The organism is Porticoccus litoralis, assembly GCF_030676955.1.
GTDB lineage: Bacteria > Pseudomonadota > Gammaproteobacteria > Pseudomonadales > Porticoccaceae > Porticoccus > Porticoccus litoralis.
The window spans coordinates 194,251-220,202 of record NZ_JAUUUU010000003.1 but is presented as its reverse complement, the minus strand read 5'-3'; the positions used below and the strand labels follow the sequence as shown (position 1 = coordinate 220,202).

Sequence of the window (25,952 nt, the reverse complement as noted above, 5' to 3'; positions counted from 1 at the left end):
AGCAGTGGCACTGCTACCGTTATTGCTCATTATTACGCTACTGACTCTGTTTACCATTGAGTCGAGACGAACCGATCTAATCGAAAATCTTGTGCAATCCGGCGAATCGTCATCCAACTACCTGGCAACCATTTCTGACTTCTCTCTCTATTCCCGCAATCAAAAATTGCTGCAGGAAATCGCCTCTTCCGTGTTGCAGATTCCCAACGTTGCCGGTGTGGCTTTCCTTGATAGCAACAGTGAGCCGGTGTTAACCGCTGGCCACCTGTCTCAAGGTTACAGTGATGAGCCCCAGGAAGAGCATCAGGATGCCGAAAGCTCTTTGCTAGAGCAGATACTACCCGGGATCAATCATCTCGGACCCATGAAAACAGACCAATACCTGTATTTCAAAAAACCCGTTTTCCTGTCGGGAATTGATGTCAGTGATTACCAGGAGGAATCACCGACAGAAATGGCTGGTCCGGAGCTTGTGGGCTGGGTGTTACTAGCCATTGACCGCACGGCGATGCTCGACAAACAGAAAACTATTCTCACCACGTCAGCACTGTTGTTTCTGTTCGGCCTTATCATCGCAGTGGTCGTTACCTATTACCTCAGTCTCGCGCTTATTGCTCCCATTCAGCAGCTGACCGCTACCATCCGACAAATGGCCAGTGGCAACCTGCATGCCCGCGCAGAAACCGGAACGGATGATGAGCTGGCCGTTCTGGCCGCCGGTATTAACCAACTGGCGGCATCCGTCGCCGAAGGTAAGGAAACTCTGGAGCATCGCATCCGCTTTGCCACCCGCCAGTTACAGGAAACACTAGATCACTTGCAGATCAAAAACCGTGAGCTGGAAATTTCCCGCGAGAAAGCAGAGGCTGCCAACCAGGCCAAAAGCGGTTTTCTGGCAAGAATGAGTCATGAATTGCGGACACCTATTACATCTATTCAGGGCTTTATCCGACTTCTGGACACCACCCGGCTCGCCGAAAACGAGCGGCACTACTGCCAGATTATTGATCAAGCCGCCCTGCAGCTCCTGACACTGATCGACGATATTCTCGCCTTTTCCAAACTGCAGTCCGATACCGTCGAGCTGGCCGAGCAGCCTCTGGACCTTGCTGAATGTGTCGAACAGGTCATTGCCATGTTTACACCCCAGGCGCAGCACAAGGGTCTCAATCTGGTGGTGGATTATGCGCCAGAGCTGTCACTGAACCGTGTTGGGGACTCTATTCGCATTCAGCAAATACTCAGCAACCTGATAGCCAATGCCATCAAGTTTTCGGATGAAGGGGGCGTATATATCTCCCTGAAAAGCAACGATGACCGGGATGTAATCATTGACGTCAGAGATACGGGCATTGGTATTCCAGAAGCGGCCCAGGCACAGCTCTTTAACGCCTTTGCCCAGGCAGACACCTCCATTTCGCGCCGCTACGGTGGTACCGGACTGGGACTGTCCATTGTCAAAAGCCTGGTGGATCTAATGGGAGGCGATATATGCCTTCAAAGTGGCGAGGGCAAAGGCACTACTTTTTCGATTTTGCTGCCGCTGATTTGCTCGACCCAAACTGATGATTGGCAACTACCCTCCCAACGGGTTGTCATTTTCCAAACAGACAGCTTGACGGACCAGTCCCTGCAAAATGCCATGACCCGCTTCGGGATCAATGATGTCACCTTCGCATCCCTCGAAAATCTCGTTGAGGCAAGTGCATCCCTGAAAAAGGGCGATGCGGTGATTATCTGTGCCTCCGCACTGCAAACAACAGAGAATAATCCGGCTGATATTATCCTCAAAATCAGGGAAGGCAGCCCGGCAAAGTTGATTCTGCTGGCTGCCCAGTTCAACTTTTATCAACAATTCAACGCGCGGGAACGTATCGAGCTGCATCCGGTCTCCTTTTTGGCGATGCCACCCCCCCTGTCGGAACTCCACCGCGCACTGGACACCGTTTCGTCCGCTAGTTCAGCCGTCAATTCAACTATGGATACCGAGCATGTGCTGGATGGCATCAAGATTCTGATTGCCGAAGATAACCAGTTTACCCGCCTGCTACTGGACACACTGCTCAGTCGGTTTGGCGCTTATTGCACCCTGACCAGTAACGGCAAAGAAGCCCTCGCCGCCTGTCAGCAGGACCGTTTCGACCTGTTATTGGTGGATGTGCACATGCCGCAGAAAAATGGCATTGAGACCCTGAAAACCTTACGCAACAGCAACAATATCAATGCCAATATTCCTGCCCTGGCGTTGACCGCCGACATTCTGCAACAGGAAGAACAGTCACTCTTTAAAGCAGGGGCCAACGGCCTGTTACTGAAACCACTGAATGAAAATGAACTGCTTACCCATATTTGCGAACTGCTGAATTTACAGGTACTGAAGGCTCTTCCCGAACCTCCCGCCGCTGTCGATACAGACCTGTCCACAGAACTATTCAAGCAGGAAGTGAAGAGTTTGCTGATGCAATCCAGAGATTACTTGCAACAGGATGACATTGAAGCCTTGCGGGAGAGCGTCCACCAGCTGTTGGGGATTGCCGGCGTATTTCAGCTGAAAGGGCTTGAAACCCGGGTGCGCGAGCTGCACACCGCGATAAAAAATCATTGTCTCGATCAGGTGCCTGATCTACTTAATGCACTAGATGAAGAATCGCAATGCATTGACCTCTGAACATCGCAAAACGATGTTCAGAGGATTATTCACTAGAGACTGCGTACCGCGACTACGCCATCAACTTCACGAATTGCGGCCAACAGTTCGTCCGAAGGTTCGCTGGCAACATCAATGATGTTGTAGGCAATATCATCTCGGCTCTGATTGACCATATCAATGACGTTCAGATCACGGTCTGCAAGCAATGACAGCACATGGCCGAGTACCCTGGGCACATTCTCATTGCAGAAGGTGATGCGGTAGCCGCCGTTGCGCTCCATTTTTGTCGCTGGAAAATTGACAGAATTGCGGATATTACCGTTTTCCAGGTAATCCATGAGTTGGTCGGCTGCCATCACCGCACAGTTTTCCTCTGCCTCTGCCGTGCTGGCACCAATGTGAGGCATCAACAGAACATCGGGCCGACCCAGCAGAGCAGGAACCGGAAAATCCGTCACATATTTGGCAAGACGTTTTTCATCAAGAGCGGCAATAACGGCATCGACATCTACCACCTCTTCACGGGCAAAATTAAGCAATGTCGCCGAGGGCTTAACGCAGCGCAGCATCTCCGCATTGATCATGTGATGTGTCGCATCAATGGCCGGAACGTGCAGAGTAATGAAATCTGACTGGGCCAGCAGGCTCTGCAGGTTTTCCATTTTTTGAACACGCCGTGACAAACGCCATGCAGCCTCCACCGAAATCGCCGGATCGTAGCCGAATACTTCCATGCCGAGCTCGACTGCCATGTTCGCCACCAGTGCACCAATGGCACCGAGGCCCACCACGCCAAGGCGCTTACCTGCCACTTCACAACCAGCAAACTGTTTCTTCTGTTTTTCCAGCAGCTTGGCCATTTCGCCAGCATCGGTCATGTCGGTGAGACCTTGCACATAGCTCATGCCACCGAAAATGTCCCGGGAAGAAAGGAACAACGAAGAAGCGACCAGCTCTTTCACGGCATTGGCATTGGCGCCAGGGGTGTTGAACACCACGATGCCTCGATGGGTATAGTCCGCGACAGGGATATTATTCACGCCAGCACCGGCGCGGGCCACAGCCTTGACACTGTCTGCAACCACTTCGTCATGCATTTTCTGGCTGCGCAACAGAATCGCATCCGGTGTATTGAATTCGCTGGCTATTTCATAGTTCTCACGGGGAAAACGATCCAGCCCCTTGGCGGATATCTGGTTGTAGGTTCTTACCTTAAACATTATCGGTACCTGTTATTATTTTGAAACTTCCTGGTAGGCCCATTCGATCCAGGGCATCAATGCCTCCAGGTCGGACTGTTCAACAGTAGCACCACCCCAGATTCTCAGCCCGGCAGGTGCATCCCGATAGGCGCCGATATCGTAGGCAACGCCTTCAGCATCAAGCAACTTCACCACTTGTTTAACCTGATCCGCATCCAGATCCAAACTCAGGCAGATGCTGGTATTGGAACGGGTGGCATCATCCTGGGCCAGAAAACTGATCCATTCATTGGCCGCCACAAAGTCTTCAATGACAGCAAGATTGGCACGGGACTTGGCAATCGCAGCATCCACACCACCCAGCGCTTTTACCCAGTCCAGGGCATCAAGGTAATCTGCTACACAGAGCATGGAAGGAGTGTTGATGGTTTCACCCCGGAAAATACCATCTATCAGTTTGCCGCCTTTTGTCATGCGGAAAATTTTCGGCAGAGGCCACGGCGGGGTATAACTCTCCAGTCGCTCGACAGCGCGGGGGCTCAGTATGAGCATGCCATGGGCACCTTCACCACCAAGCACTTTCTGCCAGCTGAACGTCACCACATCGAGTTTTTCCCAGGGCATCTCCATGGCAAATACCGCAGAGGTGGCATCGCAGATAGTCAGGCCTTCTCGATCATCGCTGATCCAGTCACCATTAGGGACTTTGACACCGGACGTGGTGCCATTCCAGGTAAAGACGATATCGTGGGCTGGGTTAGTCTGACCCAGGTCGGGTAGCAGGCCATAGTCAGCGCCATAGGCGTTGGTCTGTTCCAACTTCAGTTGTTTAACAACGTCTGTCAGCCAGCCCTGCCCAAAAGACTCCCAGTAACAGATATCGACTGGTCTTGCTCCCAACATGGACCAAAGCGCCATTTCCACAGCGCCTGTATCAGAAGCTGGTACGACACCCACCCGATAGCCTTCTGGCAAACCCAACACTTCAGCGGTTTCTTCGCACACCCTGCCAAGGGCTGCTTTTCCGATAGCGGCTCGATGTGAACGCCCCAGGGTGCTTACATCCAGTTTGGAAACATCGTAACCGGGTCGCTTGCTACAGGGGCCTGAAGAAAAATTGGGGTTGGCCGGCTTTTGTGTCGGTTTCATTACTATTCTGCCTGCATGGATAAAAAGAAGCGCAACATTCTAAGTGGGAATTCTTGGATCGCAAAGTCGTCTTTGGGAATTTTTTGTTATGTAGCGCTGGAGGTTAGATTGGAGTTGAGAACGATGGCTGCCGCGCTCATGGTTGCGAGGCTTAGCAAGCCCCGCAACCCAAGGGGAATTAATGATTCATGGCGGCTCTTTCTTTCTTGATCAGATACGCAGCGACTTTAAGCATGCCCTCCTGACTGCCATTTTCCCTGGAGGAAATTCGGTACTTGCCATTAACTACCATTTCCGGTGTGCCCTGAATGCGGTAGCGCTGCTGTTTACTGGTCGCCAGATCCACAGCCATTTCAATACCTTTGGAATTGAAGACCTTGCTGAAGCGCTCCGGGTCCACGCCTTGCCCTTCAAACAGTTTGGCAATTTCATCTTCATTTTTCAGTTTCTGCTTTTTCAGGTTCATGGCTTCGAAGATGTGTTCGTGAAGGTCATCCACCACCTTCAGGGCCCGCGCCGTGAAGTACGCCTTGGCGTGCAGTGCCATGGTGGGGTGCCAAACTGCAGGCACACGAACAAAGTTCACATCTTCAGGCAGTGCCGCCACCCAGGGATTCAGCTTGGGCTCGAACGCATAGCAGTGGCTGCATCCATACCAGAACACTTCCACCACCTCGATTTTGGAGGGGTCCGCTGTGGCAACGGGTTCGGGTAGCACTTCATAGTTAACGCCTGCTTTGTAGGGCTCAGCCACCTCGGCATGACAAGCCACAAGAGGCAGAAAAACCAGAGCAAACAAAAAGTTAGAGATGTAGTGACGCATGCTTAAATCCTTTGGCTATAAAAAGGCGATACCTGATAGACCACTATCATCTCTCAGGTTCCCTAAAATGCAACCATAAAAAAGGCGGCTTACGCCGCCTTTTCCGTGATGAGCTGTTACTTCAAGCCAGCAATGAAGTTTGAGACTGCATCAATTTCGATATCACTCATATGGGCAGCAACACCCCGCATAATGGCAGCATCGCCATCGTTAGTGCGTGCAGCCTGATTTTTTGGATCATGGGCGCCGGTGCGGAAGGCTCGCAGTTGCTTCGCTGTGTATTGAGCGAACTGGCCGCCCAACGCAGGGTAGCCCGCCGGTGCATTGCCATTACCTGCCGGTGAATGACAGCCAGTACAAGCCGGGACACCGGTTTCCAGGTTACCGCCGCGGTAAACCTTCTCACCCAACGCCAGATTTTCTTCTTTGGCGCCAGCCATCTGGATGTTTTTCGACGCAAAATAGGCAGCGATATCTTGCAGATCCTGATCACTGAAGGCATTGAGCATGCCGGTCATTTCCAGAACTGGGCGTGCACCGGATTTGATGTCCTGCAATTGCTTGGTAAGGTATTTTTCTCCCTGACCAGCCAGTTTAGGGAAGTTTGGTGCCGGGCTATTGCCGTCTGCGCCATGACAACCTGCACACATTGCTGTTTTAGCCTGTCCAGCTGCGGCATCGCCGCCAGCAAAGACCAGTGAAGAGGCCAGGGTCAAACCCAGCATGGCAGCCATTCCTAGAATGATTTTTTTCATTGGTTAATCCGCTCTCTGCATTCCGCTACAATAGGAAACTTTTATTGCCTTCTAAAAAGCGGGGGCATTATATACCAAGTCCTCCCCGATCTTAATAGTTGATCTCAGCTTACTCGCACAGGTTTCCCATGTCAGATGTCATTTCTTTCCGCAAAGCACAATTTTTGATGAGCGCCCCCACCTTGTCACAGTGCCCCGACGATAGCGGCTGTGAAGTGGCCTTCGCCGGGCGCTCCAATGCCGGGAAGTCCAGCGCAATCAATGCGTTAACGAATAACGCCAAGCTGGCAAGAACCAGTAAAACACCGGGCCGGACACAATTGCTGAATTTTTTCTCTTTGACAGAACAGTGCCGCCTGGTGGATTTACCCGGTTACGGCTTTGCAAAAGTGCCAAAAGCCATGAAAAAGGAATGGGACCAACATCTGGCTGAATACCTGCAAAGACGACAGTCATTACGGGGCCTGGTGTTGTTAATGGACATCCGTCACCCCTTACAGGACTACGACTGGCAGATGATTCGCTGGGCAAGCCTTTCGGAAATGCCTGTCCACATTCTGCTGACCAAAGCCGACAAACTGAACAACGGACCCGCCAAGTCGGTATTACTCAAGGTACAACGAGAACTGCAGGCAGCGGGATTTAGCGAACATGTGAGCCTGCAAACATTTTCATCCCTGAAGAAGACCGGGCTCGAAGAGCTGGAAACCACACTGATGCAATGGCTGTCCGCTTCAGAATCACTATCGATTGACTAGTTTGGATACGAACTAAAAAAAACCCTGACCATCGCTGGTCAGGGTATGCTTTGCTGTTGCTTGGGGATTATCAAGCATTGCAACTAGTTTGGGGAGAAAGTAGCAATGTTGCTTGCACTAGGTTAGGCAAAGCACACGATATTTAGTTCCGGAAATTGTAGAAAAATTTTTCTTTCCTGACCCAGGGTCCATGGCGGACAAAAAAAAGCCCTGTATCAAAGTGATCAGGGCTTGCTTTGCTGTTGCTTGGGGATTATCAAGCGTTGCATCTAGTTTGGGGAGAAAGCAGCAATGTTGCTTGCGTACTTGTTAGGCATATCTGCAACGCGTTAGTTCACTAGGAAATTACTTTTTTTTCAGGTTTTCTATAGCTTTTTTTTATAACTAAAAATTTTTTATTTCCAAAAGTCCCGCCACTGACTTTTTGGAAGAGACCGCACGCCTAGTGGGCCTCATCCCAGTTGTCTCCAATGCCCACATCCACAATCAACGGCACCTCCAGTTTGACTGCATTGGCCATACGCTCATTAAGCCCGACTTCGATGATGTTCAGCTCATTTTCTGGCACTTCGAGTACTAGTTCATCATGTACCTGCATGATCATTTTGCTGCGGAGCCCCTCTGTAGTCAGCCATTGATCGACGGCAATCATCGCCAGCTTGATAATATCTGCCGCCGTCCCCTGCATCGGCGCATTAATAGCCGTGCGTTCGGCAGCCTGTCGCCGCATGCCGTTGCTGGACTTGATTTCCGGCAGATACAGGCGCCTGCCGAGAAGGGTTTCCACATAGCCTTTCTCAGCGGCAGTTTGCCGGATGCGGTCCATATAGGCCTGAACTCCGGGATACCGCTCAAAGTAGAGGTCAATATATTCCTGCGCCTGATTGCGGCCAATTTTCAACTGACGCGCCAGACCAAAGGCCGACATGCCATAAATCAACCCGAAATTGATCGCTTTGGCACTGCGACGCTGCTCATCCGTCACTTTCTCCACATCGACATCAAAAACTTCTGCTGCGGTGGCACGGTGCACGTCCAGCCCCTTTGCAAAGGCATCCCTCAAGCCTTTATCACCCGACAGGTGTGCCATGATCCTCAGTTCAATTTGCGAATAGTCTGCGGCCACTATCTTGCAACCCGGTGACGCCACAAAAGCCTGACGAATACGACGCCCCTCAGCTGTGCGAACGGGTATGTTTTGCAGATTGGGGTCGGAGGAGGATAAGCGGCCAGTGGCCGTGACTGCCTGGTGATAGGAGGTATGAATTCTACCGCTGACAGGGTTTACCAATGCCGGCAATTTGTCCGTGTAGGTGGCTTTTAGTTTTGACAGACTGCGATGCTCCAACAACAGCTTTGGCAGCGGGTAATCCAGCGCCAGCTCCTGCAGAACTTCTTCCTTAGTGGACGGAGCACCTTTTGCCGTTTTTTTCTGAACAGGAATTTGCAGCTTTTCAAACAGGATATAGCCAAGCTGTTTGGGCGACGCGAGGTTGAATTCTTCACCAGCCATTTCAAAGGCCTGTGTTTGCAACTCTGCCAGCCGCTCACCCAATTGTGAACTCTGCTTTCGCAAACGCTCGGCATCCACTTTTACGCCATTGCGCTCAATGCGCGACAACACGGGAATCAGGGGAATCTCAATGGTTTTTAGGACCTTATCCAGCCCGCTCTCTCGCTGTATTTTTCCCCAAAGTGTCTGGTGCAACCGCCAGGTAATATCGGCATCTTCAGCCGCGTAGGGCGCGGCCTGCTCCAGCGCGATCTGATTGAAGGTCAACTGCCCTGCCCCCTTGCCGGCAATCTCTTCAAAATGGATAGTTTTCTCGCCCAGATATTTGAGTGCAAGGCTGTCCATATCATGACGCGTTGCAGTGGAATCCAGCACATAGGATTCGAGCATGGTGTCAAACTCAATGCCCCGCATCGCTATACCCTGATTAGCCAATACGCTCATGTCATATTTCAGGTTTTGACCCAACTTGGCCTTGGTCGGATCTTCAAGCAAAGGTTTGAGAGCATCCAGTACTTCGCGCCGATCCAGCTGCGCAGGGGCCCCGAGGTAATCGTGTGCCAATGGCACATAGGCCGCCTCATGCGCCTGTACCGAAAAGGAAATGCCCACCACATCTGCCTGCATATAGTCGAGACTGGTGGTCTCCGTATCAAAGGCAAATAATTCCGCGTCTTCCAGACGTTTCAACCAACCCTTAAATTGCTCCAAATCGAGCACCACCTGGTAGTCCTTTTCCACTTCGGGGCTGTCAATCTGCTGCGGGGCAGAGTCCTCTTTGAGTAGCTCTTCTGTCCAGGTCTTGAATTCACATTGCCGAAACCAGTCCAGCAGCTGTTGTTGGTCGGGTTCGCCATTTCTCAACTCTGCCGCCGCCATATCCAATGGGACATCGGTTTTGATGGTGGCCAGCTGGTAGGATAAACGGGCCTGTTCTTCGTGTTCGGCCAGTTTTTCCGGCATTTTCTTGGCACCGCGAAATTCCAGTTCTCGCACCTGTTCCAGGTCGCCGAAAATTGAATCCAGTCCCCCCAGGTTTTGCAACATGGCCAATGCCGTTTTTTCACCGACACCCGGAACCCCTGGAATGTTATCGGCTTTGTCACCAATTAAGGCCAGGTAGTCGATAATCAACTCAGGGGGCACACCGAACTTGTCCACGACACCCTGCCGATCGAGCACCGTGTCTGTCATGGTATTTACCAGCGTCACCTGATCACACACCAGCTGCGCCATGTCCTTATCTCCCGTAGAAATAATGACCTGATACTGGTTTGCGGCAGCTTCTATCGCCAATGTGCCAATAACATCGTCCGCTTCTACACCATCAACCACCAGCAACGGCAAACCCATGGCGCGGATAATCTTGTGAATGGGCTCAATTTGCGCCCTGAGTTCGTCCGGCATGGGCGGACGATGGGATTTGTATGCCTCAAACAGTTCATCCCGAAAGGTTTTGCCCTTGGCGTCAAAAACGACCACAACCGGGCTACCCGGGTAATCTTTTAGGAGACGTCGAACCATTGAGATCACGCCCTTCACCGCACCGGTGGGTTGCCCGCTGGATGTCGTCAGCGGAGGCAAGGCATGAAACGCGCGATATAAATAGGATGATCCGTCGACCAACACCAGTGGAGCTTTATTATTCATGGCTATTTTTTTACCGTCTCTGAAGTGGCGAAGGATACCGCAAATTGTTTCTTTCCACTTACCAAGGGGTTACTCTTGGATAAAACAATCAGGGGTGTGGACTCCCATATGTCGTCATTTCCAGCACCAGATAACCACGTTATTTCACATTTTCTGGAGCAGTACCCTCATCTGGGTGATGCTTGCATTGATGCTACCTATATTGCCAAAAACCATATGACATGCAGGTTTCACTGCGGTCAACCCCAGCGAGCCCACTACCTCATGGTCGCGGCCGTTCCCGGTGCAAAAGAACGTCTGCTTTTCTCTGCCGCACTGGTTGAGCACCTGATCAGCGTGGGGCAGCGGGTCACACCAGTTATCCGCACCATTTCAGGCAACAGCCTTGCTTGGTATCACGACAACCCTGCCCTGCTTTTCCATATTCCCGAGGGTTCTTCACCACAACACCAGAGCGCGGATATTTGTAGGCAAATAGGTGATTTTTTGGGCGAAATGCACGCAAGTTCAGCACATTTCGCCGCCAGTTATAACAATCCAAGAAGTCTGTTATGGTTAAATTTTGCCTCCAAAGAGCTGGCACCCCACCTTTCTATTGGTGATCTGTCTCTACTCGAGGAGCAACTCAATCGCTTCAAGCGAACCATCGATGCCAGGCCAAACCTTCCCAGCGGCCCGCTGATCGGCAGCCTCTTTTCTGACCAGTTGTTCTTTTCGGAAGGCCAGCTATCTGCAGTGACTGGCTTTTATTTCAGCTGCACCGACTGGTTTTTATTGGATGTGGCACAGGCTGTTAACGAATGGTGTTGCGACCCCCATGGTGAGCTCGACAAACACCTCTGCAGCGCCCTATTAAACGCCTATGCGGCCAAACGCCCCTTTAACCACACCGAAAGCCAATATTGGCAGGATATTCTCTGTTTCTCAGCGACCCGCTTCTGGGTCTCGAGATTGCTCAGCAAATATACCTCTGAAGGCAGCTCATCACATAAAGATCCCGAAGAGTACCTGCAAAAACTGGAACGACGATTGATGAGCTACTACCCCTTGCCCCTCTGATTTGTTTTTATTCACCGCTGCCAGTCAATCCTTGAGTAAATGCTGTTATCAGGTTTTCCATAAAGGTCAGATAACTGTTTTCATCTGACTGGACATCGCGTCCGATAGGATCAAGTTCACTCGTTTTTACTCCCAGCTTTCTGGCCAGCTGCTCAGCAGTTTTGTTGTTGAGCTGCACCTCTGTAAACACACATTGCACCTGTTCGCCCAGTGCCAGCATCTCCGCCACGTGTTTGGCGCCCTGTTGACGTCCGGCAACTACCTGCGCCGATGCCAACTGCTTCAAACCATAATGCTGCACAAAATGTCCGTAGCCATCGTGAGTCACCACAAAACCCCGTTCACGCAAAGGGGTCAACGCACTTCTTGCCCGCCCGTCTAATGCCTCGATCTCCTTGGAAAACCTGCTTAAGTTCTCGTCAAAAGCCCCCTTCTTGTCGGGAAACAGTTCTGCCAATCGTTCTGCCACTGCATGCGCCACCATTTGGCCATTCACCGGGTTCAACCAGAGATGTGGGTCCCTGTCATGTGCAGGGTGACTGTGGTGGTCATGCATGGCGTCGTGCTCACCATGCTCCTCTTCCTCTGCCTGGGATATGACTGGCCAGATGAGACCTGGAAGATTCATCAGCGTCAGTACCTCTTTCCCGTTCCCCGTTAACGGCTTACTAAACGCCGACTCAAGTTCCGGGCCCACCCAAACCACAAGCGCGGCCTCATTGATGGCACGGACATCCGAGAATTTCAACGCATAGTCATGGGGTGAAATATTGCCAGGCAACAACTGCTGCACAGTCAATTCATCGCCCACGACCCCTTTCACCAACATTGCCAGGGGTTTAATCGTTACCAGCACGGTAGCCTTCGTGTCGGCCATGGCCGCTGATGCCCCCATCCAGAAGCTCACAATAACGATCGTTAGAAAAGTGTATTTTTTCATTATGTTATATTATTGCAATTATCCAGGTTGTGTATTGCACAGTATTACCATTATGCCATCAACAATCATTGTGTCATTACTGATTGCCTACCACCACAAATGATATAAAATAACATTTTATTTTTACAAGCATATTTGTATGTGGACAAATTCCAAGGTGGCCTACCACCATCACGACCATAAACGCTGTGTTACGGCAGCCATGCAACGCGCCAAGGTGCTCTGCGACGATCGCCAAGTGAGGCTAACACCCATTCGGGAAGCTGTCTTTAAAACCATATGGGCCAGTCATCGACCTTTGGGCGCTTACGATATTGTCGACCAGATGACCCTGGCCACCTCCCCGGTGAAACGCATCTTGCCACCAACGGTGTACCGATCGATAGAATTCCTGCTTGAGCAAGGCCTGATTCATCGGTTGGCATCATTGAACGCCTATATCGGCTGCCCGTTCCCTGGAAATGATCATAATGACGTTTTTCTGATTTGCCGTGAGTGTGGCTCAGCCGCTGAATGCAGTGCTGATTACCTGACGACGGCCGTGGAACAGACGGCCCAACGTGCCAACTTCCAGGTCGAATCTCAAGTGATTGAAATTGTTGGCCTCTGTCCGGAGTGCCAGGCATGAGCAATCCCCTGATTCAATTGACTGGGGTTTGTAAATCCTTTCGAGGCAATTCGGTGTTATCCGGCATCGATCTGACAGTGATGCCCGGCCAGATCATTACTCTGATTGGCCCCAATGGCGCCGGTAAAACCACCCTTGTAAAACTGGTGCTGGGACTGCTCAAACCCGATGCTGGCGAACTTTATCTGGCCTCAAACCTGTGTATTGGCTACATGCCACAGAAGCTGCTGATTGATCCCACGCTACCGATCACCCTCGACCGCTTTCTTGCCCTCTCTGAACCGGATAAACAAAAGTGTCAGGCTACATTGGGGGAGGTTGGTATTGACCCTTCGGCGGGCAGCCAACCCCTGCAATCCCTGTCGGGGGGTGAGATGCAACGGGCGCTTCTGGCAAGAGCCATTCTGCGCAAACCAAATCTTCTGGTTTTGGATGAACCCGTGCAGGGTGTTGATGTAGTAGGGCAGGAGAGTCTCTACCGCCTGATCGGCCAATTGCGAGATCGTCTCGATTGCGCCGTCCTTATGGTGTCTCACGACCTTCACCTGGTGATGTCTGCCACCGACGAAGTTATCTGTTTAAACCAGCATATTTGCTGCCACGGCCATCCGGATCAGGTCAGTAGCAACCCAGCCTTCATTGAGCTGTTTGGGACTAAAACAGCACCCTACACCCACCACCACAACCACCAGCACGATCTACGTGGTGACGTGGTCACTGCCGGTAAAGCTCATCAACACGACAGGTCTTGCGGCCATGATTGATGTCCTCTTGTACGCCTTGCTTGCCGGGCTTGGTGTCGCCGCAGTCACCGGCCCCCTGGGCGCATTTATTGTCTGGCGTCGCATGGCCTATTTCGGCGATACGCTCGCTCACTCATCACTGCTCGGTGTTGCACTGGCATTGTTATTATCGGTGAACCTCACGCTCTCCGTAGTCGTGATCTGCCTGTTACTGGCCTTGTTACTGGTTATGCTGCAGCAACAGCAAACCCTGGCCTCTGATACATTACTCGGCATCCTTTCGCATTCGTCGCTAGCCATAGGCCTGGTGGCGATGGCACTCATGCCCGATGTGCGTATCGACCTGATGAGTTTGCTATTTGGGGACTTGCTGACAGTCACCCCCAGAGATGTAATCACCATCTACCTTATAGGCACCATTGCGATTGGACTGATCATCTGGCTGTGGAAACCCTTGCTGACGATGACGATCCATGAGGAGCTGGCAAGGGTTGAAGGTGTGCCTGTGACGGCCGTACGCACTGCACTGATGCTGATTATTGCACTGGAAATCGCTATTGCTATGAAGGTCGTGGGCGTGCTGTTGATCACAGCTTTACTGGTGATTCCGGCGGCTACTGCCAGGCGCTTTGCTAACACTCCAGAAAAGATGGCAATTTATGCCAGCCTGACTGGCAGCCTGGCCGTCCTCATAGGCTTATCGGCCTCCTGGTTCGCCGATACACCCGCCGGACCATCTATTGTGCTCAGCGCGGCGATACTCTTTGCACTGTCACTGCTGAAACGGGAATAAATCAGAAACTGGCGTTAATGGAACGCCAGGTAAGACGCATGCTGCCTTCTTCAAAAGGCGGCTTCATAAACCCATGGTAATGCCCGTAGGGGTTGATCAGAACCAGGTTACCACTGTGATCAATGGTGTAATCACCATTGTCGAGATCCACCCTGCTGAAGGCGACATTCAACTCGGTGGCAAGCTTTAACAGCACGTGTTGGTTGCCACTGACACCGATAAAATCGCTGTTGAAGTAGGGCACATATTTGGCCAGCTGCTCTGGCGTATCCCGTTCCGGGTCGAGAGAAATCAGCACAACCTGAAGATTTTCCCGCTCATCTTCATCCAGCGCAGCGTACATTCTGGCGGCGGCAGCCATGGTTGTCGGACAAATATCCGGGCAGTGTGTGAAGCCAAAGAAGATCAGCGTCCATTTGCCTTTCAAGTTTTCCTGTGTAAAAGGCTGACCATGGTGATCTGTTAACTGAAAATCAGAAAATTTTCTCGGGGTATCCAGTTCAACGGCACCATTTGCCCGCAGCTCGTATTTATTGAGAATACGAGGTTGATTCATTTTGTAAACAAACCCGGTTAGCACCAATGCCACAAACACCAGTACAACCACGAGTGTTAAACGGACACTGCCGGTATTTAAAGCCTTGATTGGCGCCATAATGTCTAGCCTCCCTCAGGCTTTGTCTCTTCTAGATAAAAGCTACTGGATAAAGGTCGGCACGGTCACCAGATAATGGTCGGCCAGCATAATGACGAACAGCGCCATCAGGTAAATAATGGAATATTTGAAAGTATCCATGCCCGCATCGGGCTTTTTACCGATCATCATCACGATGGCCCAATAGATAAAGCCGATGCCGAGGACGACCGCACCCAGCAGATACAACCAGCCGCTCATACCCGTCACAAAGGGCAGGACACTGATCACCAGCAAAATCAAGGTGTACAGGAAAATATGCAGCTTGGTGTATTTTTCACCATGGGTAACAGGCAGCATGGGGATATCCGCCTTGGCGTACTCATCCTTGCGATGAACTGCCAGCGCCCAGAAATGTGGCGGTGTCCAGGCAAAAATAATCAGCACCAGCAGCAAGGCATGACCGTGAATTTCCCCGGTGACCGCAGTCCAGCCAAGCAGGGGAGGGGCCGCACCGGCCAGACCTCCAATCACAATATTCTGAGGTGTAGCCCGCTTCAGGAACAGGGTATAGATCACCGCATAACCCACCAGCGATGCCAATGTCAGCCACGCTGTCAGGGCATTGATATAAATTAGCAGAATCGCCATCCCCACCACGCCCAGCACGACGGCAAACAGCATAGCCTGAACTGGCTCAACACGGCCTTTGGCGACCGGGCGGTTGAAGGTACGCGCCATCTTGGTATCAATTTGACGATCCACGACATGATTGACAACGGCTGCCGCACCAGCGCAAACAGCAATACCCAGATTGCCCAAAATCAGCACATCCACTGGCACCATACCCGGTACCGCCAGAAACATACCAATGACCGTGGTCAGAATCATCAAGGCCACAACATTGGGCTTGGTCAATTCCAGGTAATCTCTCCAGGTGGCTTTTTCCATCTTGAGTTCTGCTTCATTCATCATTTCAGGACTCCTGCCTCTGATATCTCGGTTTGGCCAACCAGATTCCGGTCATCAGGGCCACTAGAACAAGTAATAACAATGCGCTGATCAGGTGGTGCAGCAATGCCGTCAGCATGGGGGCCATCAACAGATTGTTGGCCACACCAAGCAGCAGCTCTGTGAGCATGAGCATGACGAACGTTGCCGTCAGCACTCGAACCTGACTATTTTTTATTCTCAGCAAAGGGGTGGCAATTATGACGGTCAAAACCGCTAATACCAACCCCGCAATGCGATGAGTGACATGTATAGCAACCCGAGCCTCTGTTTCCAGCTTGCCGCCAAGGTAGCTGGGACCAACTGGTTGAGTAAAATCAAAACCCTGCCGGAAATCCATGTCAGGCCACCACTCTCCCTGACAGGTGGGAAAATCGCTACAGGCAAAGGCAGCATAATTTGCACTGGTCCACCCCCCTAAGCCAATTTGTAGCAGCAATGCTGCCATCAATACCAACAGCCAGGGCTTGAGTCGCTGCAACTGCAGGTCTGTCTTCTCATTCAGCTCCCAGGGTCGACTCCCCAGGCGTAACGTCAACAACCAGATCAGTGAGAACGTCACCATTCCCGCTATCAAGTGAAAGGTAACTACCTGGGGGAGCAACTTCAGCGTGACCGACCACATGCCGAACACGGCCTGCCAAGCCACCAGAAACAGTATCAGTGTCGGCAACCGAAAGGGATACTCCTCCATTTCCCGCCGACGCCAGGAGATAATCGCCAGCATAATTACCATCAGCCCCAATACCGCCGCCAGGTAACGGTGAAAAATCTCTATCTCTGCAGTCGATGTAAGCACCGATTCCGGCGCTGTATCCATACTACCGGCCTGTAGGGATGATCCATAACAACTCGGCCAGCCCTCACACCCCAGCCCTGCATCAGACAGTCGTGTCAGCACACCGAGCAACAGCACCAAGGCCGCCACCACCGTGGCGACGAGCGCTAAAGAAAAACCGGCCTTCTGGTGCTTGGGTTTGCTGAATCTGATCATTGCGCTGTCAGTAGTGCCTCTGGTTTGCCGGGATCAACCTGGTGAGTACTTCATCAGATGCTCTATATCTTCAATGATCTCGTGTCCATCATCGGCCAACGTGTAGCTCATCATAATCAAACCGTTTTGGTCGACCATGTAGGCACGGAGTGGGGCGTCTTTAACATTTAGCGGAGTATTGGTTTCTGCCAATATCTCCGTCAGCTCACTTTGACTGCCATTCAACACGTGTAAAAAGGGGTGCAGCTTTAAATATTCCTGGGTATCGGAGTCCAGCTGTCCATCAAAATTGATGTAAATGCGCTCAAAACGACGGCTGTATTTTCCCAAGCTGATATGAACCTGGCGAGTCAGGTAAAGCATATCCTGACACTCCTGATGACAGGTGCTATAACCGGGAATGATCATCCGCCATTTCACTTTCTGTTCATCAAACACCCATGGAGTTTGATCAGCGTTCTTTAGCTGAAGGGATTTCATGGAGACTGCAGGCAAAACAAACACACCATGATTCGTGGTACCTAAACTACCCAGTAATTTTTCGCGTGCTTCTTCTGTCTTCGGAAACATTAGAAAACCGGCACTGATAACACCTCCCAGGATGATAATCATCAACCAAAGGTGCCATTGGCCACTGCGTGTTTTTTCCTGCTGAGTCATCAGCCTTCCTCTCTTATTTGTTGACGACGGCGGCTTTTAATCACTGCACCCAAATTGGAGTTGGCGAACACCGTTAGAACCACCAGCGCTATGGCTAGCGCAGTCCACTGCACGGCATAACCGGTATGTTTACCTGGCATTAAATTGACCACATCCCAGCCCGTTTCATAAGCTCCAGGTTGTTGATCATCGAGCCTCAGGGTATAGCTGTATATCGGGATCGACAGTTTTTCAGCGACTTTTTCCGGTGCCGCATTCTGAATAATTTTTGGTCCATCCTCAACCGCCCAGCGATCTTCACCAAGCATGATCTGCTCACCCGGTGACTGATACAGATAGCCCGTCAATTCCACCTCACCAACAACGTCATCAATAGGGGGAAGCTCGGTTCTATCCATACTGCCCTGTAACCAGCCACGGTTGACCAGCAACCACTGGCCTGTCAGCGTCTGAAAAAGCGAGATGACCTCAAAACCTGGTCGACCATGGCGGACGCGGTTATCCAAAAGCAGGGGAGAGCGGTTGTCATATTCACCCCTAACCCGGACTCGCACATATTGTTTATCTGGCTGCCCTCCCAGAGAAACAAGCGCTACAGGCTGCGCAACATCTCGCTGCTGATAATCTTCCAGCAGTTGTTGTTTTTCCTCCGCCCTGTTCAGTTGCCAGATAGCCAGGTTGACCGTGACGGGTAGAAAAAATGCTGTAAACAGCAATACTTTCCAATTGAGCTGCCATCGGAAAGAAACACGGGATTGTTGCTGCGCCTGTTGTGACATCTGTGTTTAAATCAATTTTTCGATCGACGAGAAATTGAACACATGTTGCTTAAAGCCATCATCGTCATACTCTTTATTGCTGTATTAATCAGTCTTAGCAGTGCGCTGGTGTTCCTGATGAAAGATGTCGGCAACCCAAGAAAAAGAACCCTCTATGCACTGGGTTTAAGGGTTATTCTGGCCACCGCTCTCGTTGGCACCATTGCCTGGGGGATTTATTCCGGCCAACTGACCAGCAAGGCACCATGGGATAGGCAGCTACACCCTGAACGTCTTGCCCCGCAACAACCAGCAACGCAACCCTAGATCAAAGCTGATTGATACCGAACCCCTAAGATAAAAACGGCCAGGAAAATCCTGGCCGTTTTTTTATGGAACAAACAGTCTATGGATTGGCAGATCAAGCCAGCACATAAACGAAGATGAACAGGCCTACCCAGACCACATCAACAAAGTGCCAGTACCAGGATGCCGCTTCAAAGCCAAACGCATCGTCATGGCTGAAGTGACCTTTCAGACCACGTAGGAACTGGATCAGCAGCATGATTGTACCCATGGTAACGTGAGCACCGTGGAAGCCAGTCAGCATAAAGAACGTTGTTCCGTAGATGCCGGACTCCAGAGTCAGGCCCATGTGCTGGTAGGCGTGAATATATTCTTCAGCCTGTAGTACCAGGAAGATAGCACCCAGCAGAACAGTCAGACCTAACCAGGCATTGAACTTGGTACGGTTGTGGTTTTTCAGGGCGGTGTGCGCCATATGTACGGTGACACTGGAAGTCAGCAGTACGACGGTATTCCACAGTGGCAACCAGCTGAACAGCTTATCCCAGCCAGGGAAGCTCATGTTCTCGTCCGGGCCCTTGAACTTTGCTGCTTCGCCATTTACCACCATATCCGGAGTGGTCATCAGCGGCCATTCAGGCGTAAAGCCTTCCCATATGAGCGTGCTGTTCGGGTGTCCACCCTCACCACCAAGCCAGGGAAGCACCAGTACGCGTACGTACCACAGGGCGCCAAAGAAGCAGGCAAAGAACATTACTTCGGAAAAGATAAACCAGCTCATGCCCCAAACATAGGAACGCTTGAGCTGATCACTGTTCATGCCAGCCATATTTTCTTTAATGACTGTGCTGAACCAGGTATACAAGGTAAAGGCCATGATCAGGGCGCCGGCCAGGAAAAATGCCGCACTACCACCCTGTACCCAGGAGCCTGCACCGTAGGCCATCACACCCATTCCAGTAGCCGCAAAAATTGGCAGGCGACTACTCTCGGGTACGTAATAGTTGCTATCAGTTGACATTGGTTTTCTCCATCATCGCCATGCGTTACCGCACAGCACTTTTATCAATTCACTTGTGCCAACGAATCGTCGCTTTGATTCGTAATATCAAATAAGGTGTAGGACAGCGTTATGGTCGTTATCGCTTTTGGCAAATCGCGGTCAACGATAAAGACCAGGGGCAACTCGGCATCCTCTCCCGCTTTCAGCGGTTGCTGGTTAAAACAGAAGCATTCTGTTTTGTGGAAGTACTCTGCCGCATTGAATGGCGTCACATTCGGTATTGCCTGTGCCACCATATTTCGGTGTGTACTGTTCTTGGCGTAAAACGCCACCTCCGTCGGTTCACCCGGGTGCACACTCACTTCAAACACCTTAGGGCCGAACTGCCAGGGCATGGCACCATTATTGGTTGCCACAAACTGTACTTTCACCTTACGGCTGGTATCCACACCAGCTTCAGAGGCCACATAGGGCCCACCTGTTTTGCCACCGATGCCTGTAATTTCACAGAACATGTTATATAGCGGCGGCATCACAAATAACGCAAAGATGAACATGCACACTGCACCGGATAACAGCTTGACCAGCAATTTTCTGTTGTTCGGTGCAGCAGACATGTTTCTATCTCTATCCCTTACTTCACTTCCGGAGGCGTTGCGAACGTGTGGTAAGGCGCGGGGGTGGCAACTGTCCACTCCAGGCCTTCTGCACCTTCCCAAGTTTTGGGTTCACTAACGGGCGTACCGGATCTGATAGTACGAATCACGTTAAACATGAACAGTAACTGAGAAGCACCGTAAATAAAGGCACCAATACTGGAAATCATGTTCCAATCCGAGAACTGGAGAGCGTAGTCGGCATAGCGACGGGGCATACCGGCCAGACCCAGGAAGTGCTGCGGGAAGAACGTGATGTTAAATCCGATAAAGGAAATCCAGAATTGCACTTTACCCATGGTTTCGCTGTACATACGACCACACCATTTCGGCAGCCAGTAGTAAACGGCTGCGGTACCTGAGAATACCGCGCCCGCCACCATGACGTAGTGGAAGTGGGCTACTACGAAGTAACTGTCGTGGTACTGCACATCGGAGGGAGCAATCGCCAGCATCAGACCGGTGAAGCCACCAATGGTGAAGAGAACCACAAAGGCAATGGCAAACAGCATCGGTGTTTCATAGCTGATGGAACCACGGAACATGGTGGTTACCCAGTTGAAGACCTTAGCAGCAGTTGGTACAGCAATCAGCATGGTGGCGTACATAAAGTACAACTCGCCGCCAATCGGCATACCCACCATGAACATGTGGTGAGCCCACACAATAAATGACAGGAAGGCGATGGAAGCTGTCGCATAAACCATGGAGCTGTAACCAAACAGCGGTTTGCGGCTAAAGGTTGGAATGATATGAGAAATCACACCAAACGCCGGCAAAATAATGATGTAAACCTCTGGGTGTCCGAAGAACCAGAACACATGCTGGAACAGTACCGGGTCACCACCACCAGCAGCATCAAAGAAGCTGGTGCCAAAGTTAACATCCATGAGCATCATGGTAACCGCGCCAGCCAATACCGGCATAACAGCGATCAGCAGGAATGCTGTAATCAACCAGGTCCAGACGAACATCGGCATTTTCATCAGTGTCATGCCCGGTGCGCGCATGTTCAGCACGGTGGCAATGATATTGATGGAACCCATGATCGACGACGCACCCATAATGTGAACACCAAAAATGAAGTAGTTCACCGTGCTGGGGGCATAAGTGGTCGACAGCGGCGCATAGAAGGTCCAGCCAAAGTTAGGCGCACCTCCTTCCATGAACAACGTGGATGCCAGCAGCGTGAACGCGAAAGGCAAAATCCAGAAGCTCAGGTTGTTCATGCGCGGCAGGGCCATATCAGGCGCACCGATCATCATCGGAATCAGCCAGTTGGCGAGACCGACAAAGGCCGGCATGATGGCGCCAAACACCATCACCAGACCATGCATGGTAGTCATTTGGTTAAAAAATTCGGGCTTGATAATTTGCATACCGGGCTGGAATAGCTCAGCGCGAATCACCATGGCAAAGAAGCCACCCAATAAAAACATAGCGAAGCTGAACCAGAGGTAAAGCGTGCCGATGTCCTTGTGGTTTGTGGTAAAGAGCCAGCGGCCAATACCTTTAGCGGGACCGTGTGCCATGACTTAATCCTCCTTATTGGCCTTGCTTGAATTTAAGAACATCAAGGGGCTGTACCAGGTCGCCAGTCGAGTTACCCCAAGCATTACGCTCGTAGGTAATGATGGCCGCCAGATCTACTTCAGACAGCTGGCCACCGAAGGCCTGCATGGCTGTCCCAGCCTTACCGTTGACGACGATATCCAGGTGTGCGGCAACATCACCGGTTGCAATCGCAGAGCCTTTCAGACCCGGGAACACGCCGGGAATGCCTTCACCGTTGCTACCGTGACAGGAAGCGCATGACCGGTTGTAAGCAGCTTCACCCTGAGCCATCAGCTCATCAAGAGTAAAGGTTTTCTTGGCCAGCTCACGCTCCGCTGCCACTTCCTCTTTCTTCTTGGCCAACCAGGCGTTGTACTCTTCTTTTGGCAGTACATTCACCACAATCGGCATAAAGGCGTGGCCTTTACCGCAAAGTTCAGCACATTCACCGCGGTAGATACCAGGTTCTTCGATATACGCCCAGGTTTCGTTAACCAGCCCGGGGATCGCATCTTTCTTGACACCGAGATCCACCACCCACCAGGAGTGGATAACATCTTTAGCGGTAATCAGGAAACGGACTTTCGTCTTGGCGGGAAGAACAAGTGCCTGTGAGACTTCCTGGAGATAGTATTGGCTTTTGGGAGCGGTATTGTAGATTTCTTCTTCGGGTGTTGTCAGTTCGCTCATAAAGGCGACATCTTCACCAAGATATTCATACTGCCACTTCCACTGGTAGCCAGTGATCTTGATATCCATTTCAGCTTCTGTGGTGTCATAAACATCCAGCAAAGCTGTTGTTGCAGGGACCGCCATAACGATCAACAACAACGCGGGAATCACTGTCCAGACTATTTCTGCGGTGGTGTTTTCATGGAAGTTAGCCGCTACAGCACCTTTTGATTTACGGTGTGCAAACATGCTGTAGAACATTACTGCGAAAACGCCTACTCCGATTACCACGCAGATCCAAAAAATGATCATATGAATATCGTAGATTGCGTTGCTTACGGGGGTTACCCCCTTGGGCATATTAACGGCCCAACGCTGTGCATCTTCTGCCAATGCCTTGCCCATAAAGGCCAGGGACATTACAGGGGCAAACACAAGCGCGAAAAGCATACGTGCTCTTCTTGACATCGCCCTATCTCCAGTCATTAAGTTTTTAGTTTTAAGTAATACGTTTTCCCAGCCGCAACCGGGCACCCAGTATTGGACAGGGAAAACCGCGCGAGTATATCAGACTTTTTCTGCTTCGCTCCAGAGTATTCACCCTCCTGAACGTGGGGGTTTTCTGTCAAACTAGTCTTTTTTCCGGCACCCGGCCATGTTAAACCCCCAAATAACACGTCAGGTTTTTCAGATCGCCTTACCCATGACACTGGCCAGCCTGAGTGTACCTTTGCTAGGTTTGGTGGACACCGGAATCCTCGGCCACCTTTCATCTGATAATTTTTTAGCTGCTGTCGCCGCAGGCAGCAGTGTGATTACCCTGCTGTTCTGGTTGTTTGCCTTCCTCCGCATGGGCAGCACGGGCCTGACTGCCAGGGCATGGGGTGCCAACGATGGTCGGCGATGCAAGGAACTGCTCTTCCAGTCTTTGCTGTTGGCTCTGTTATTGGGGCTGGGGCTTATCATCTTTCGTACGCCGATTGTCAGCCTCGTCCTTCACCTGATCAGCCCCTCAGCAGAAGTCATGCCCCTAGCCACCGAGTACTGCCTGATCAGAATCTTTGCCGCACCAGCCACCTTCATGACCTACTGCACCATCGGCTGGCTATTGGGCCTGCAACAGGCACGAACCACCCTGGCCGTGATGTTGATTGTCAACCTGGCCAACATTGTGCTGGATTTCCTGTTCATCATTGGTTTTGACTGGAACAGCCGGGGGGCCGCACTGGCATCACTCACAGCCGAGTATCTGGGCGTCTTCACCGCACTGGCTCTGGTTTCCATCAAGCTTCGTACCCTTGACCACAACTGGCAGTGGCGCCAGTTGGGCAGTTGGCATCAATACCGTGAATTTTTCACCGTCAATCGCCATTTATTTGTGCGAACTGCCCTGCTGTTATTTACCATGACTTTCTTTACCGCCCAAGGCGCCCGGCAGGGTGATGCTGTTTTGGCCGCTAACGCCATCCTGATGCAACTACTATTATTGGTGGCATTTACACAGGACGGATTCGCCCACGCCGCGGAGTCTCTCACCGGCCAGGCTATTGGTGCCCGGCAAACTGAACGCTTTCTGCAACTCTGCTACAACAGCACGTTCTGGGGATTCGTTATCGCCTTAGTGGCTACGGCTTTCTACTGGCTGTTACCACACACCATTGTCAGTTTGTTTACCAGTCTGCCCGCAGTGACTTCGGCAGCCCTGGTTTACTGGCCCTGGCTGGTTGCTCTGCCGCTGGTTGGCCTTATCTGTTTTATGGCCGATGGCGTGTTTATCGGCAGTGGAAAAACCCACGCCATGCAACAGACCATGTTCGCAGCCGTGCTACTGGTTTTTTTACCCGTCTGGTTTTTTGCCCGGCCCATGGGCAACCACGGGCTGTGGCTCGCCTACCTCTCCTTTCTGGCGTCGCGCAGCCTGCTAATGGGGTGGTTGTTCTATCGGTACACTCGACGGCATCAATGGACAGCACACAAAACCTGATAGACCAGGATTGACGATGTCTTATGCCAAGATGTTCTTTGCCTTTTCATTTCTCTCAACTAGTTTTTGTGTATGGATACCGTCAACATCCGCCAGGCCATCGCCGCCGCCAAATCACATGAACAAGCCACTGGCCAGCTTGCACGCCTGATGCAGGCCAGAGTTTCCAGGCTCCATCACACCATTCAGCTGCCTCCAGAAAATATTGTGCCAGCCCTGCTCAATTTTATTATTCACTACATTGACCAGGTGCCTGAGTTTATTGATGCGGTGGATACTATTGCCAGCGAGTGTGACATTACCGACTACACTGAGCCGGTCATGCAAATTGCCAAGGAATTTTTTATCCAGCCTCCGAACCTCATTGACGGCCATGATGGGCTCAACGCACTGATGGATGAGTCCTACCTGGCTCACCGGCTGATTGAGGAGGTCAATGACCGCTTCATGTCCCGCTATAATATGCCACTGGTTCCCATGGACATGACACGCTCCAACCTGATCATTCATCACCTCATTGGCGAGCCCTTCGCCAACCAGCTCGACCATGCTGTCCACATCATTGCGGATCATCTTCAGGGAGGGGATCTGGTGTTGGTGCCCGAGGCATGCAAGGTGGATCGGAGCAGTCGCTGGGCTAGCGACCTGCAACGCTGGCCCTGCCTGGTGGATAACCTATCGGTCAATCTTCTGCTCAACAGCCAGTCTGCCCGGGTGTTGATCAATTAATTACGTTTTTTACTTGCCTGGATCGATCAGCTTGACCGGTTGCACTTCTGCCTGCTTTTCAGCTTCGGTACGATTGACGCGCGTCTCGAGTTCTCGGGGAGCGCTTTGCAAAAACATTTGTTCTCTGAAATCACAGCTGACACAGGCCCGGTAGTCTTTTCCATCTTCTGAAAACACAACGATCTTATCCATTGCATTGCAGCGCGGGCAAACAGCTCCGGCGATAAAACGTTTTTTTTGACTGTACATGGCGACAGAATCCACTTGCCCGCTGATATTGATTGAACTACACAAGACACACCACAGAGAGGTTTGAGAGTGCCCGGAT

At 51.4% G+C, this 25,952-nt stretch carries 25 protein-coding genes; 9 read left to right on the top strand and 16 right to left on the bottom strand.

Annotated features, from left to right (window positions below):
* The first annotated feature begins 4 nt into the window (after positions 1 to 4).
* Positions 5 to 2,668, top strand: coding sequence for an ATP-binding protein (locus tag Q8A57_RS07560; protein WP_305170397.1), 2,664 nt, complete (start codon positions 5 to 7; stop codon positions 2,666 to 2,668).
* Between the two features lie 32 nt (positions 2,669 to 2,700).
* Here the strand turns inward: Q8A57_RS07560 and Q8A57_RS07555 are convergent, their stop codons facing one another.
* The 4 genes from Q8A57_RS07555 to Q8A57_RS07540 form a co-directional block, all read right to left on the bottom strand.
* A complete protein-coding gene (locus Q8A57_RS07555; RefSeq protein WP_305170396.1) occupies positions 2,701 to 3,870 on the bottom strand; it encodes a phosphoglycerate dehydrogenase in 1,170 nt (389 codons plus the stop codon).
* Positions 3,871 to 3,885: 15 nt separating this feature from the next.
* Complete coding sequence (locus Q8A57_RS07550) at positions 3,886 to 5,001, bottom strand: phosphoserine transaminase (protein WP_305170395.1); 1,116 nt, start codon at positions 4,999 to 5,001, stop codon at positions 3,886 to 3,888.
* A 178-nt stretch (positions 5,002 to 5,179) separates the two neighbouring features.
* Positions 5,180 to 5,824, bottom strand: a complete 645-nt coding sequence (locus tag Q8A57_RS07545) for a thiol:disulfide interchange protein DsbA/DsbL (RefSeq protein ID WP_305170394.1) — start codon at positions 5,822 to 5,824, stop codon at positions 5,180 to 5,182.
* A 116-nt stretch (positions 5,825 to 5,940) separates the two neighbouring features.
* Positions 5,941 to 6,579, bottom strand: a complete 639-nt coding sequence (locus tag Q8A57_RS07540) for a c-type cytochrome (RefSeq protein WP_305170393.1) — start codon at positions 6,577 to 6,579, stop codon at positions 5,941 to 5,943.
* A 128-nt stretch (positions 6,580 to 6,707) separates the two neighbouring features.
* Between Q8A57_RS07540 and yihA the strand changes: the two genes are divergently transcribed.
* The gene (gene yihA, locus Q8A57_RS07535; protein ID WP_305170392.1) at positions 6,708 to 7,337 is read left to right on the top strand and encodes a ribosome biogenesis GTP-binding protein YihA/YsxC; all 630 of its coding nucleotides are present in this window, start codon (positions 6,708 to 6,710) and stop codon (positions 7,335 to 7,337) included.
* 442 nt (positions 7,338 to 7,779) lie between these two features.
* Here yihA and polA read toward each other — a convergent pair whose 3' ends face one another.
* Positions 7,780 to 10,500 (bottom strand): DNA polymerase I, encoded by a 2,721-nt coding sequence (gene polA, locus Q8A57_RS07530; protein ID WP_305170391.1) that lies wholly within the window; start codon positions 10,498 to 10,500, stop codon positions 7,780 to 7,782.
* Positions 10,501 to 10,608: 108 nt separating this feature from the next.
* Here polA and Q8A57_RS07525 point away from each other — a divergent pair, with 108 nt between their 5' ends.
* Positions 10,609 to 11,559, top strand: coding sequence for a phosphotransferase (locus tag Q8A57_RS07525; protein WP_305170390.1), 951 nt, complete (start codon positions 10,609 to 10,611; stop codon positions 11,557 to 11,559).
* Positions 11,560 to 11,566: 7 nt separating this feature from the next.
* Here Q8A57_RS07525 and Q8A57_RS07520 read toward each other — a convergent pair whose 3' ends face one another.
* Positions 11,567 to 12,499, bottom strand: a complete 933-nt coding sequence (locus tag Q8A57_RS07520; protein ID WP_305170389.1) for a zinc ABC transporter substrate-binding protein — start codon at positions 12,497 to 12,499, stop codon at positions 11,567 to 11,569.
* Between the two features lie 139 nt (positions 12,500 to 12,638).
* On the opposite strand from Q8A57_RS07520, the gene Q8A57_RS07515 reads away from it, so the two are divergent.
* Genes Q8A57_RS07515 through znuB form a run of 3 tightly spaced genes read left to right on the top strand, consistent with a single transcriptional unit; the run spans position 12,639 to position 14,663 of the window.
* Positions 12,639 to 13,127, top strand: coding sequence for a Fur family transcriptional regulator (locus Q8A57_RS07515; protein ID WP_305170388.1), 489 nt, complete (start codon positions 12,639 to 12,641; stop codon positions 13,125 to 13,127).
* Positions 13,124 to 13,891, top strand: coding sequence for an ATP-binding cassette domain-containing protein (locus tag Q8A57_RS07510; RefSeq protein ID WP_305170387.1), 768 nt, complete (start codon positions 13,124 to 13,126; stop codon positions 13,889 to 13,891). Before Q8A57_RS07515 ends, Q8A57_RS07510 begins: the two co-directional genes overlap by 4 nt.
* On the top strand, positions 13,884 to 14,663 hold the full coding sequence (gene znuB, locus Q8A57_RS07505; RefSeq protein WP_305170386.1) for a zinc ABC transporter permease subunit ZnuB: 780 nt from the start codon (positions 13,884 to 13,886) through the stop codon (positions 14,661 to 14,663). Before Q8A57_RS07510 ends, znuB begins: the two co-directional genes overlap by 8 nt.
* Position 14,664: 1 nt before the next feature.
* Here znuB and Q8A57_RS07500 read toward each other — a convergent pair whose 3' ends face one another.
* Genes Q8A57_RS07500 through Q8A57_RS07480 form a run of 5 tightly spaced genes read right to left on the bottom strand, consistent with a single transcriptional unit; the run spans position 14,665 to position 18,741 of the window.
* The gene (locus Q8A57_RS07500) at positions 14,665 to 15,318 is read right to left on the bottom strand and encodes an SCO family protein (RefSeq protein ID WP_305170385.1); all 654 of its coding nucleotides are present in this window, start codon (positions 15,316 to 15,318) and stop codon (positions 14,665 to 14,667) included.
* Between the two features lie 42 nt (positions 15,319 to 15,360).
* Positions 15,361 to 16,269: a heme o synthase gene (gene cyoE / locus Q8A57_RS07495; protein ID WP_305170549.1), complete on the bottom strand. Its 909-nt coding sequence runs from the start codon at positions 16,267 to 16,269 to the stop codon at positions 15,361 to 15,363.
* Positions 16,270 to 16,273: 4 nt separating this feature from the next.
* Positions 16,274 to 17,302 carry a COX15/CtaA family protein gene (locus tag Q8A57_RS07490; RefSeq protein ID WP_305170383.1) on the bottom strand — a complete coding sequence of 343 codons (1,029 nt, stop codon included), beginning with the start codon at positions 17,300 to 17,302 and terminating at the stop codon, positions 16,274 to 16,276.
* 33 nt (positions 17,303 to 17,335) lie between these two features.
* On the bottom strand, positions 17,336 to 17,962 hold the full coding sequence (locus Q8A57_RS07485) for an SCO family protein (protein WP_305170382.1): 627 nt from the start codon (positions 17,960 to 17,962) through the stop codon (positions 17,336 to 17,338).
* The gene (locus Q8A57_RS07480) at positions 17,962 to 18,741 is read right to left on the bottom strand and encodes an SURF1 family protein (RefSeq protein ID WP_305170381.1); all 780 of its coding nucleotides are present in this window, start codon (positions 18,739 to 18,741) and stop codon (positions 17,962 to 17,964) included. Before Q8A57_RS07480 ends, Q8A57_RS07485 begins: the two co-directional genes overlap by 1 nt.
* 42 nt (positions 18,742 to 18,783) lie before the next feature.
* On the opposite strand from Q8A57_RS07480, the gene Q8A57_RS07475 reads away from it, so the two are divergent.
* Positions 18,784 to 19,047, top strand: a complete 264-nt coding sequence (locus tag Q8A57_RS07475; RefSeq protein WP_305170380.1) for a twin transmembrane helix small protein — start codon at positions 18,784 to 18,786, stop codon at positions 19,045 to 19,047.
* 94 nt (positions 19,048 to 19,141) lie between these two features.
* Here the strand turns inward: Q8A57_RS07475 and Q8A57_RS07470 are convergent, their stop codons facing one another.
* Genes Q8A57_RS07470 through coxB form a run of 4 tightly spaced genes read right to left on the bottom strand, consistent with a single transcriptional unit; the run spans position 19,142 to position 23,361 of the window.
* The gene (locus Q8A57_RS07470; protein ID WP_305170379.1) at positions 19,142 to 20,047 is read right to left on the bottom strand and encodes a cytochrome c oxidase subunit 3; all 906 of its coding nucleotides are present in this window, start codon (positions 20,045 to 20,047) and stop codon (positions 19,142 to 19,144) included.
* 44 nt (positions 20,048 to 20,091) lie between these two features.
* On the bottom strand, positions 20,092 to 20,646 hold the full coding sequence (locus Q8A57_RS07465; RefSeq protein ID WP_305170378.1) for a cytochrome c oxidase assembly protein: 555 nt from the start codon (positions 20,644 to 20,646) through the stop codon (positions 20,092 to 20,094).
* A gap of 17 nt (positions 20,647 to 20,663) precedes the next feature.
* Positions 20,664 to 22,217, bottom strand: coding sequence for a cytochrome c oxidase subunit I (ctaD, locus tag Q8A57_RS07460; RefSeq protein ID WP_305170377.1), 1,554 nt, complete (start codon positions 22,215 to 22,217; stop codon positions 20,664 to 20,666).
* 13 nt (positions 22,218 to 22,230) lie between these two features.
* Complete coding sequence (gene coxB, locus Q8A57_RS07455; protein WP_305170376.1) at positions 22,231 to 23,361, bottom strand: cytochrome c oxidase subunit II; 1,131 nt, start codon at positions 23,359 to 23,361, stop codon at positions 22,231 to 22,233.
* A 205-nt stretch (positions 23,362 to 23,566) separates the two neighbouring features.
* Here coxB and Q8A57_RS07450 point away from each other — a divergent pair, with 205 nt between their 5' ends.
* Together Q8A57_RS07450 and Q8A57_RS07445 are read left to right on the top strand one after the other, a co-directional pair.
* Positions 23,567 to 24,895, top strand: a complete 1,329-nt coding sequence (locus Q8A57_RS07450; RefSeq protein WP_305170375.1) for an MATE family efflux transporter — start codon at positions 23,567 to 23,569, stop codon at positions 24,893 to 24,895.
* 72 nt (positions 24,896 to 24,967) lie between these two features.
* On the top strand, positions 24,968 to 25,624 hold the full coding sequence (locus Q8A57_RS07445; protein ID WP_305170374.1) for a hypothetical protein: 657 nt from the start codon (positions 24,968 to 24,970) through the stop codon (positions 25,622 to 25,624).
* A 9-nt stretch (positions 25,625 to 25,633) separates the two neighbouring features.
* Here Q8A57_RS07445 and Q8A57_RS07440 read toward each other — a convergent pair whose 3' ends face one another.
* Positions 25,634 to 25,873, bottom strand: coding sequence for a YheV family putative zinc ribbon protein (locus tag Q8A57_RS07440; RefSeq protein ID WP_305170373.1), 240 nt, complete (start codon positions 25,871 to 25,873; stop codon positions 25,634 to 25,636).
* Between the last annotated feature and the right edge of the window lie 79 nt (positions 25,874 to 25,952).

What these genes read in the sequence shown, in the direction of transcription:
- Q8A57_RS07555 (WP_305170396.1), bottom strand. Translation starts at nt 3,870, where the DNA reads ATGTTTAAGGTAAGAACCTACAACCAGATATCCGCCAAGGGGCTGGAT.
- Q8A57_RS07550 (WP_305170395.1), bottom strand. Translation starts at nt 5,001, where the DNA reads ATGAAACCGACACAAAAGCCGGCCAACCCCAATTTTTCTTCAGGCCCC.
- Q8A57_RS07545 (WP_305170394.1), bottom strand. Translation starts at nt 5,824, where the DNA reads ATGCGTCACTACATCTCTAACTTTTTGTTTGCTCTGGTTTTTCTGCCT.
- Q8A57_RS07540 (WP_305170393.1), bottom strand. Translation starts at nt 6,579, where the DNA reads ATGAAAAAAATCATTCTAGGAATGGCTGCCATGCTGGGTTTGACCCTG.
- yihA (WP_305170392.1), top strand. Translation starts at nt 6,708, where the DNA reads ATGTCAGATGTCATTTCTTTCCGCAAAGCACAATTTTTGATGAGCGCC.
- polA (WP_305170391.1), bottom strand. Translation starts at nt 10,500, where the DNA reads ATGAATAATAAAGCTCCACTGGTGTTGGTCGACGGATCATCCTATTTA.
- Q8A57_RS07525 (WP_305170390.1), top strand. Translation starts at nt 10,609, where the DNA reads ATGTCGTCATTTCCAGCACCAGATAACCACGTTATTTCACATTTTCTG.
- Q8A57_RS07520 (WP_305170389.1), bottom strand. Translation starts at nt 12,499, where the DNA reads ATGAAAAAATACACTTTTCTAACGATCGTTATTGTGAGCTTCTGGATG.
- Q8A57_RS07515 (WP_305170388.1), top strand. Translation starts at nt 12,639, where the DNA reads ATGTGGACAAATTCCAAGGTGGCCTACCACCATCACGACCATAAACGC.
- Q8A57_RS07510 (WP_305170387.1), top strand. Translation starts at nt 13,124, where the DNA reads ATGAGCAATCCCCTGATTCAATTGACTGGGGTTTGTAAATCCTTTCGA.
- znuB (WP_305170386.1), top strand. Translation starts at nt 13,884, where the DNA reads ATGATTGATGTCCTCTTGTACGCCTTGCTTGCCGGGCTTGGTGTCGCC.
- Q8A57_RS07500 (WP_305170385.1), bottom strand. Translation starts at nt 15,318, where the DNA reads ATGGCGCCAATCAAGGCTTTAAATACCGGCAGTGTCCGTTTAACACTC.
- cyoE (WP_305170549.1), bottom strand. Translation starts at nt 16,269, where the DNA reads ATGAATGAAGCAGAACTCAAGATGGAAAAAGCCACCTGGAGAGATTAC.
- Q8A57_RS07490 (WP_305170383.1), bottom strand. Translation starts at nt 17,302, where the DNA reads ATGATCAGATTCAGCAAACCCAAGCACCAGAAGGCCGGTTTTTCTTTA.
- Q8A57_RS07485 (WP_305170382.1), bottom strand. Translation starts at nt 17,962, where the DNA reads ATGACTCAGCAGGAAAAAACACGCAGTGGCCAATGGCACCTTTGGTTG.
- Q8A57_RS07480 (WP_305170381.1), bottom strand. Translation starts at nt 18,741, where the DNA reads ATGTCACAACAGGCGCAGCAACAATCCCGTGTTTCTTTCCGATGGCAG.
- Q8A57_RS07475 (WP_305170380.1), top strand. Translation starts at nt 18,784, where the DNA reads ATGTTGCTTAAAGCCATCATCGTCATACTCTTTATTGCTGTATTAATC.
- Q8A57_RS07470 (WP_305170379.1), bottom strand. Translation starts at nt 20,047, where the DNA reads ATGTCAACTGATAGCAACTATTACGTACCCGAGAGTAGTCGCCTGCCA.
- Q8A57_RS07465 (WP_305170378.1), bottom strand. Translation starts at nt 20,646, where the DNA reads ATGTCTGCTGCACCGAACAACAGAAAATTGCTGGTCAAGCTGTTATCC.
- ctaD (WP_305170377.1), bottom strand. Translation starts at nt 22,217, where the DNA reads ATGGCACACGGTCCCGCTAAAGGTATTGGCCGCTGGCTCTTTACCACA.
- coxB (WP_305170376.1), bottom strand. Translation starts at nt 23,361, where the DNA reads ATGCTTTTCGCGCTTGTGTTTGCCCCTGTAATGTCCCTGGCCTTTATG.
- Q8A57_RS07450 (WP_305170375.1), top strand. Translation starts at nt 23,567, where the DNA reads ATGTTAAACCCCCAAATAACACGTCAGGTTTTTCAGATCGCCTTACCC.
- Q8A57_RS07445 (WP_305170374.1), top strand. Translation starts at nt 24,968, where the DNA reads ATGGATACCGTCAACATCCGCCAGGCCATCGCCGCCGCCAAATCACAT.
- Q8A57_RS07440 (WP_305170373.1), bottom strand. Translation starts at nt 25,873, where the DNA reads ATGTACAGTCAAAAAAAACGTTTTATCGCCGGAGCTGTTTGCCCGCGC.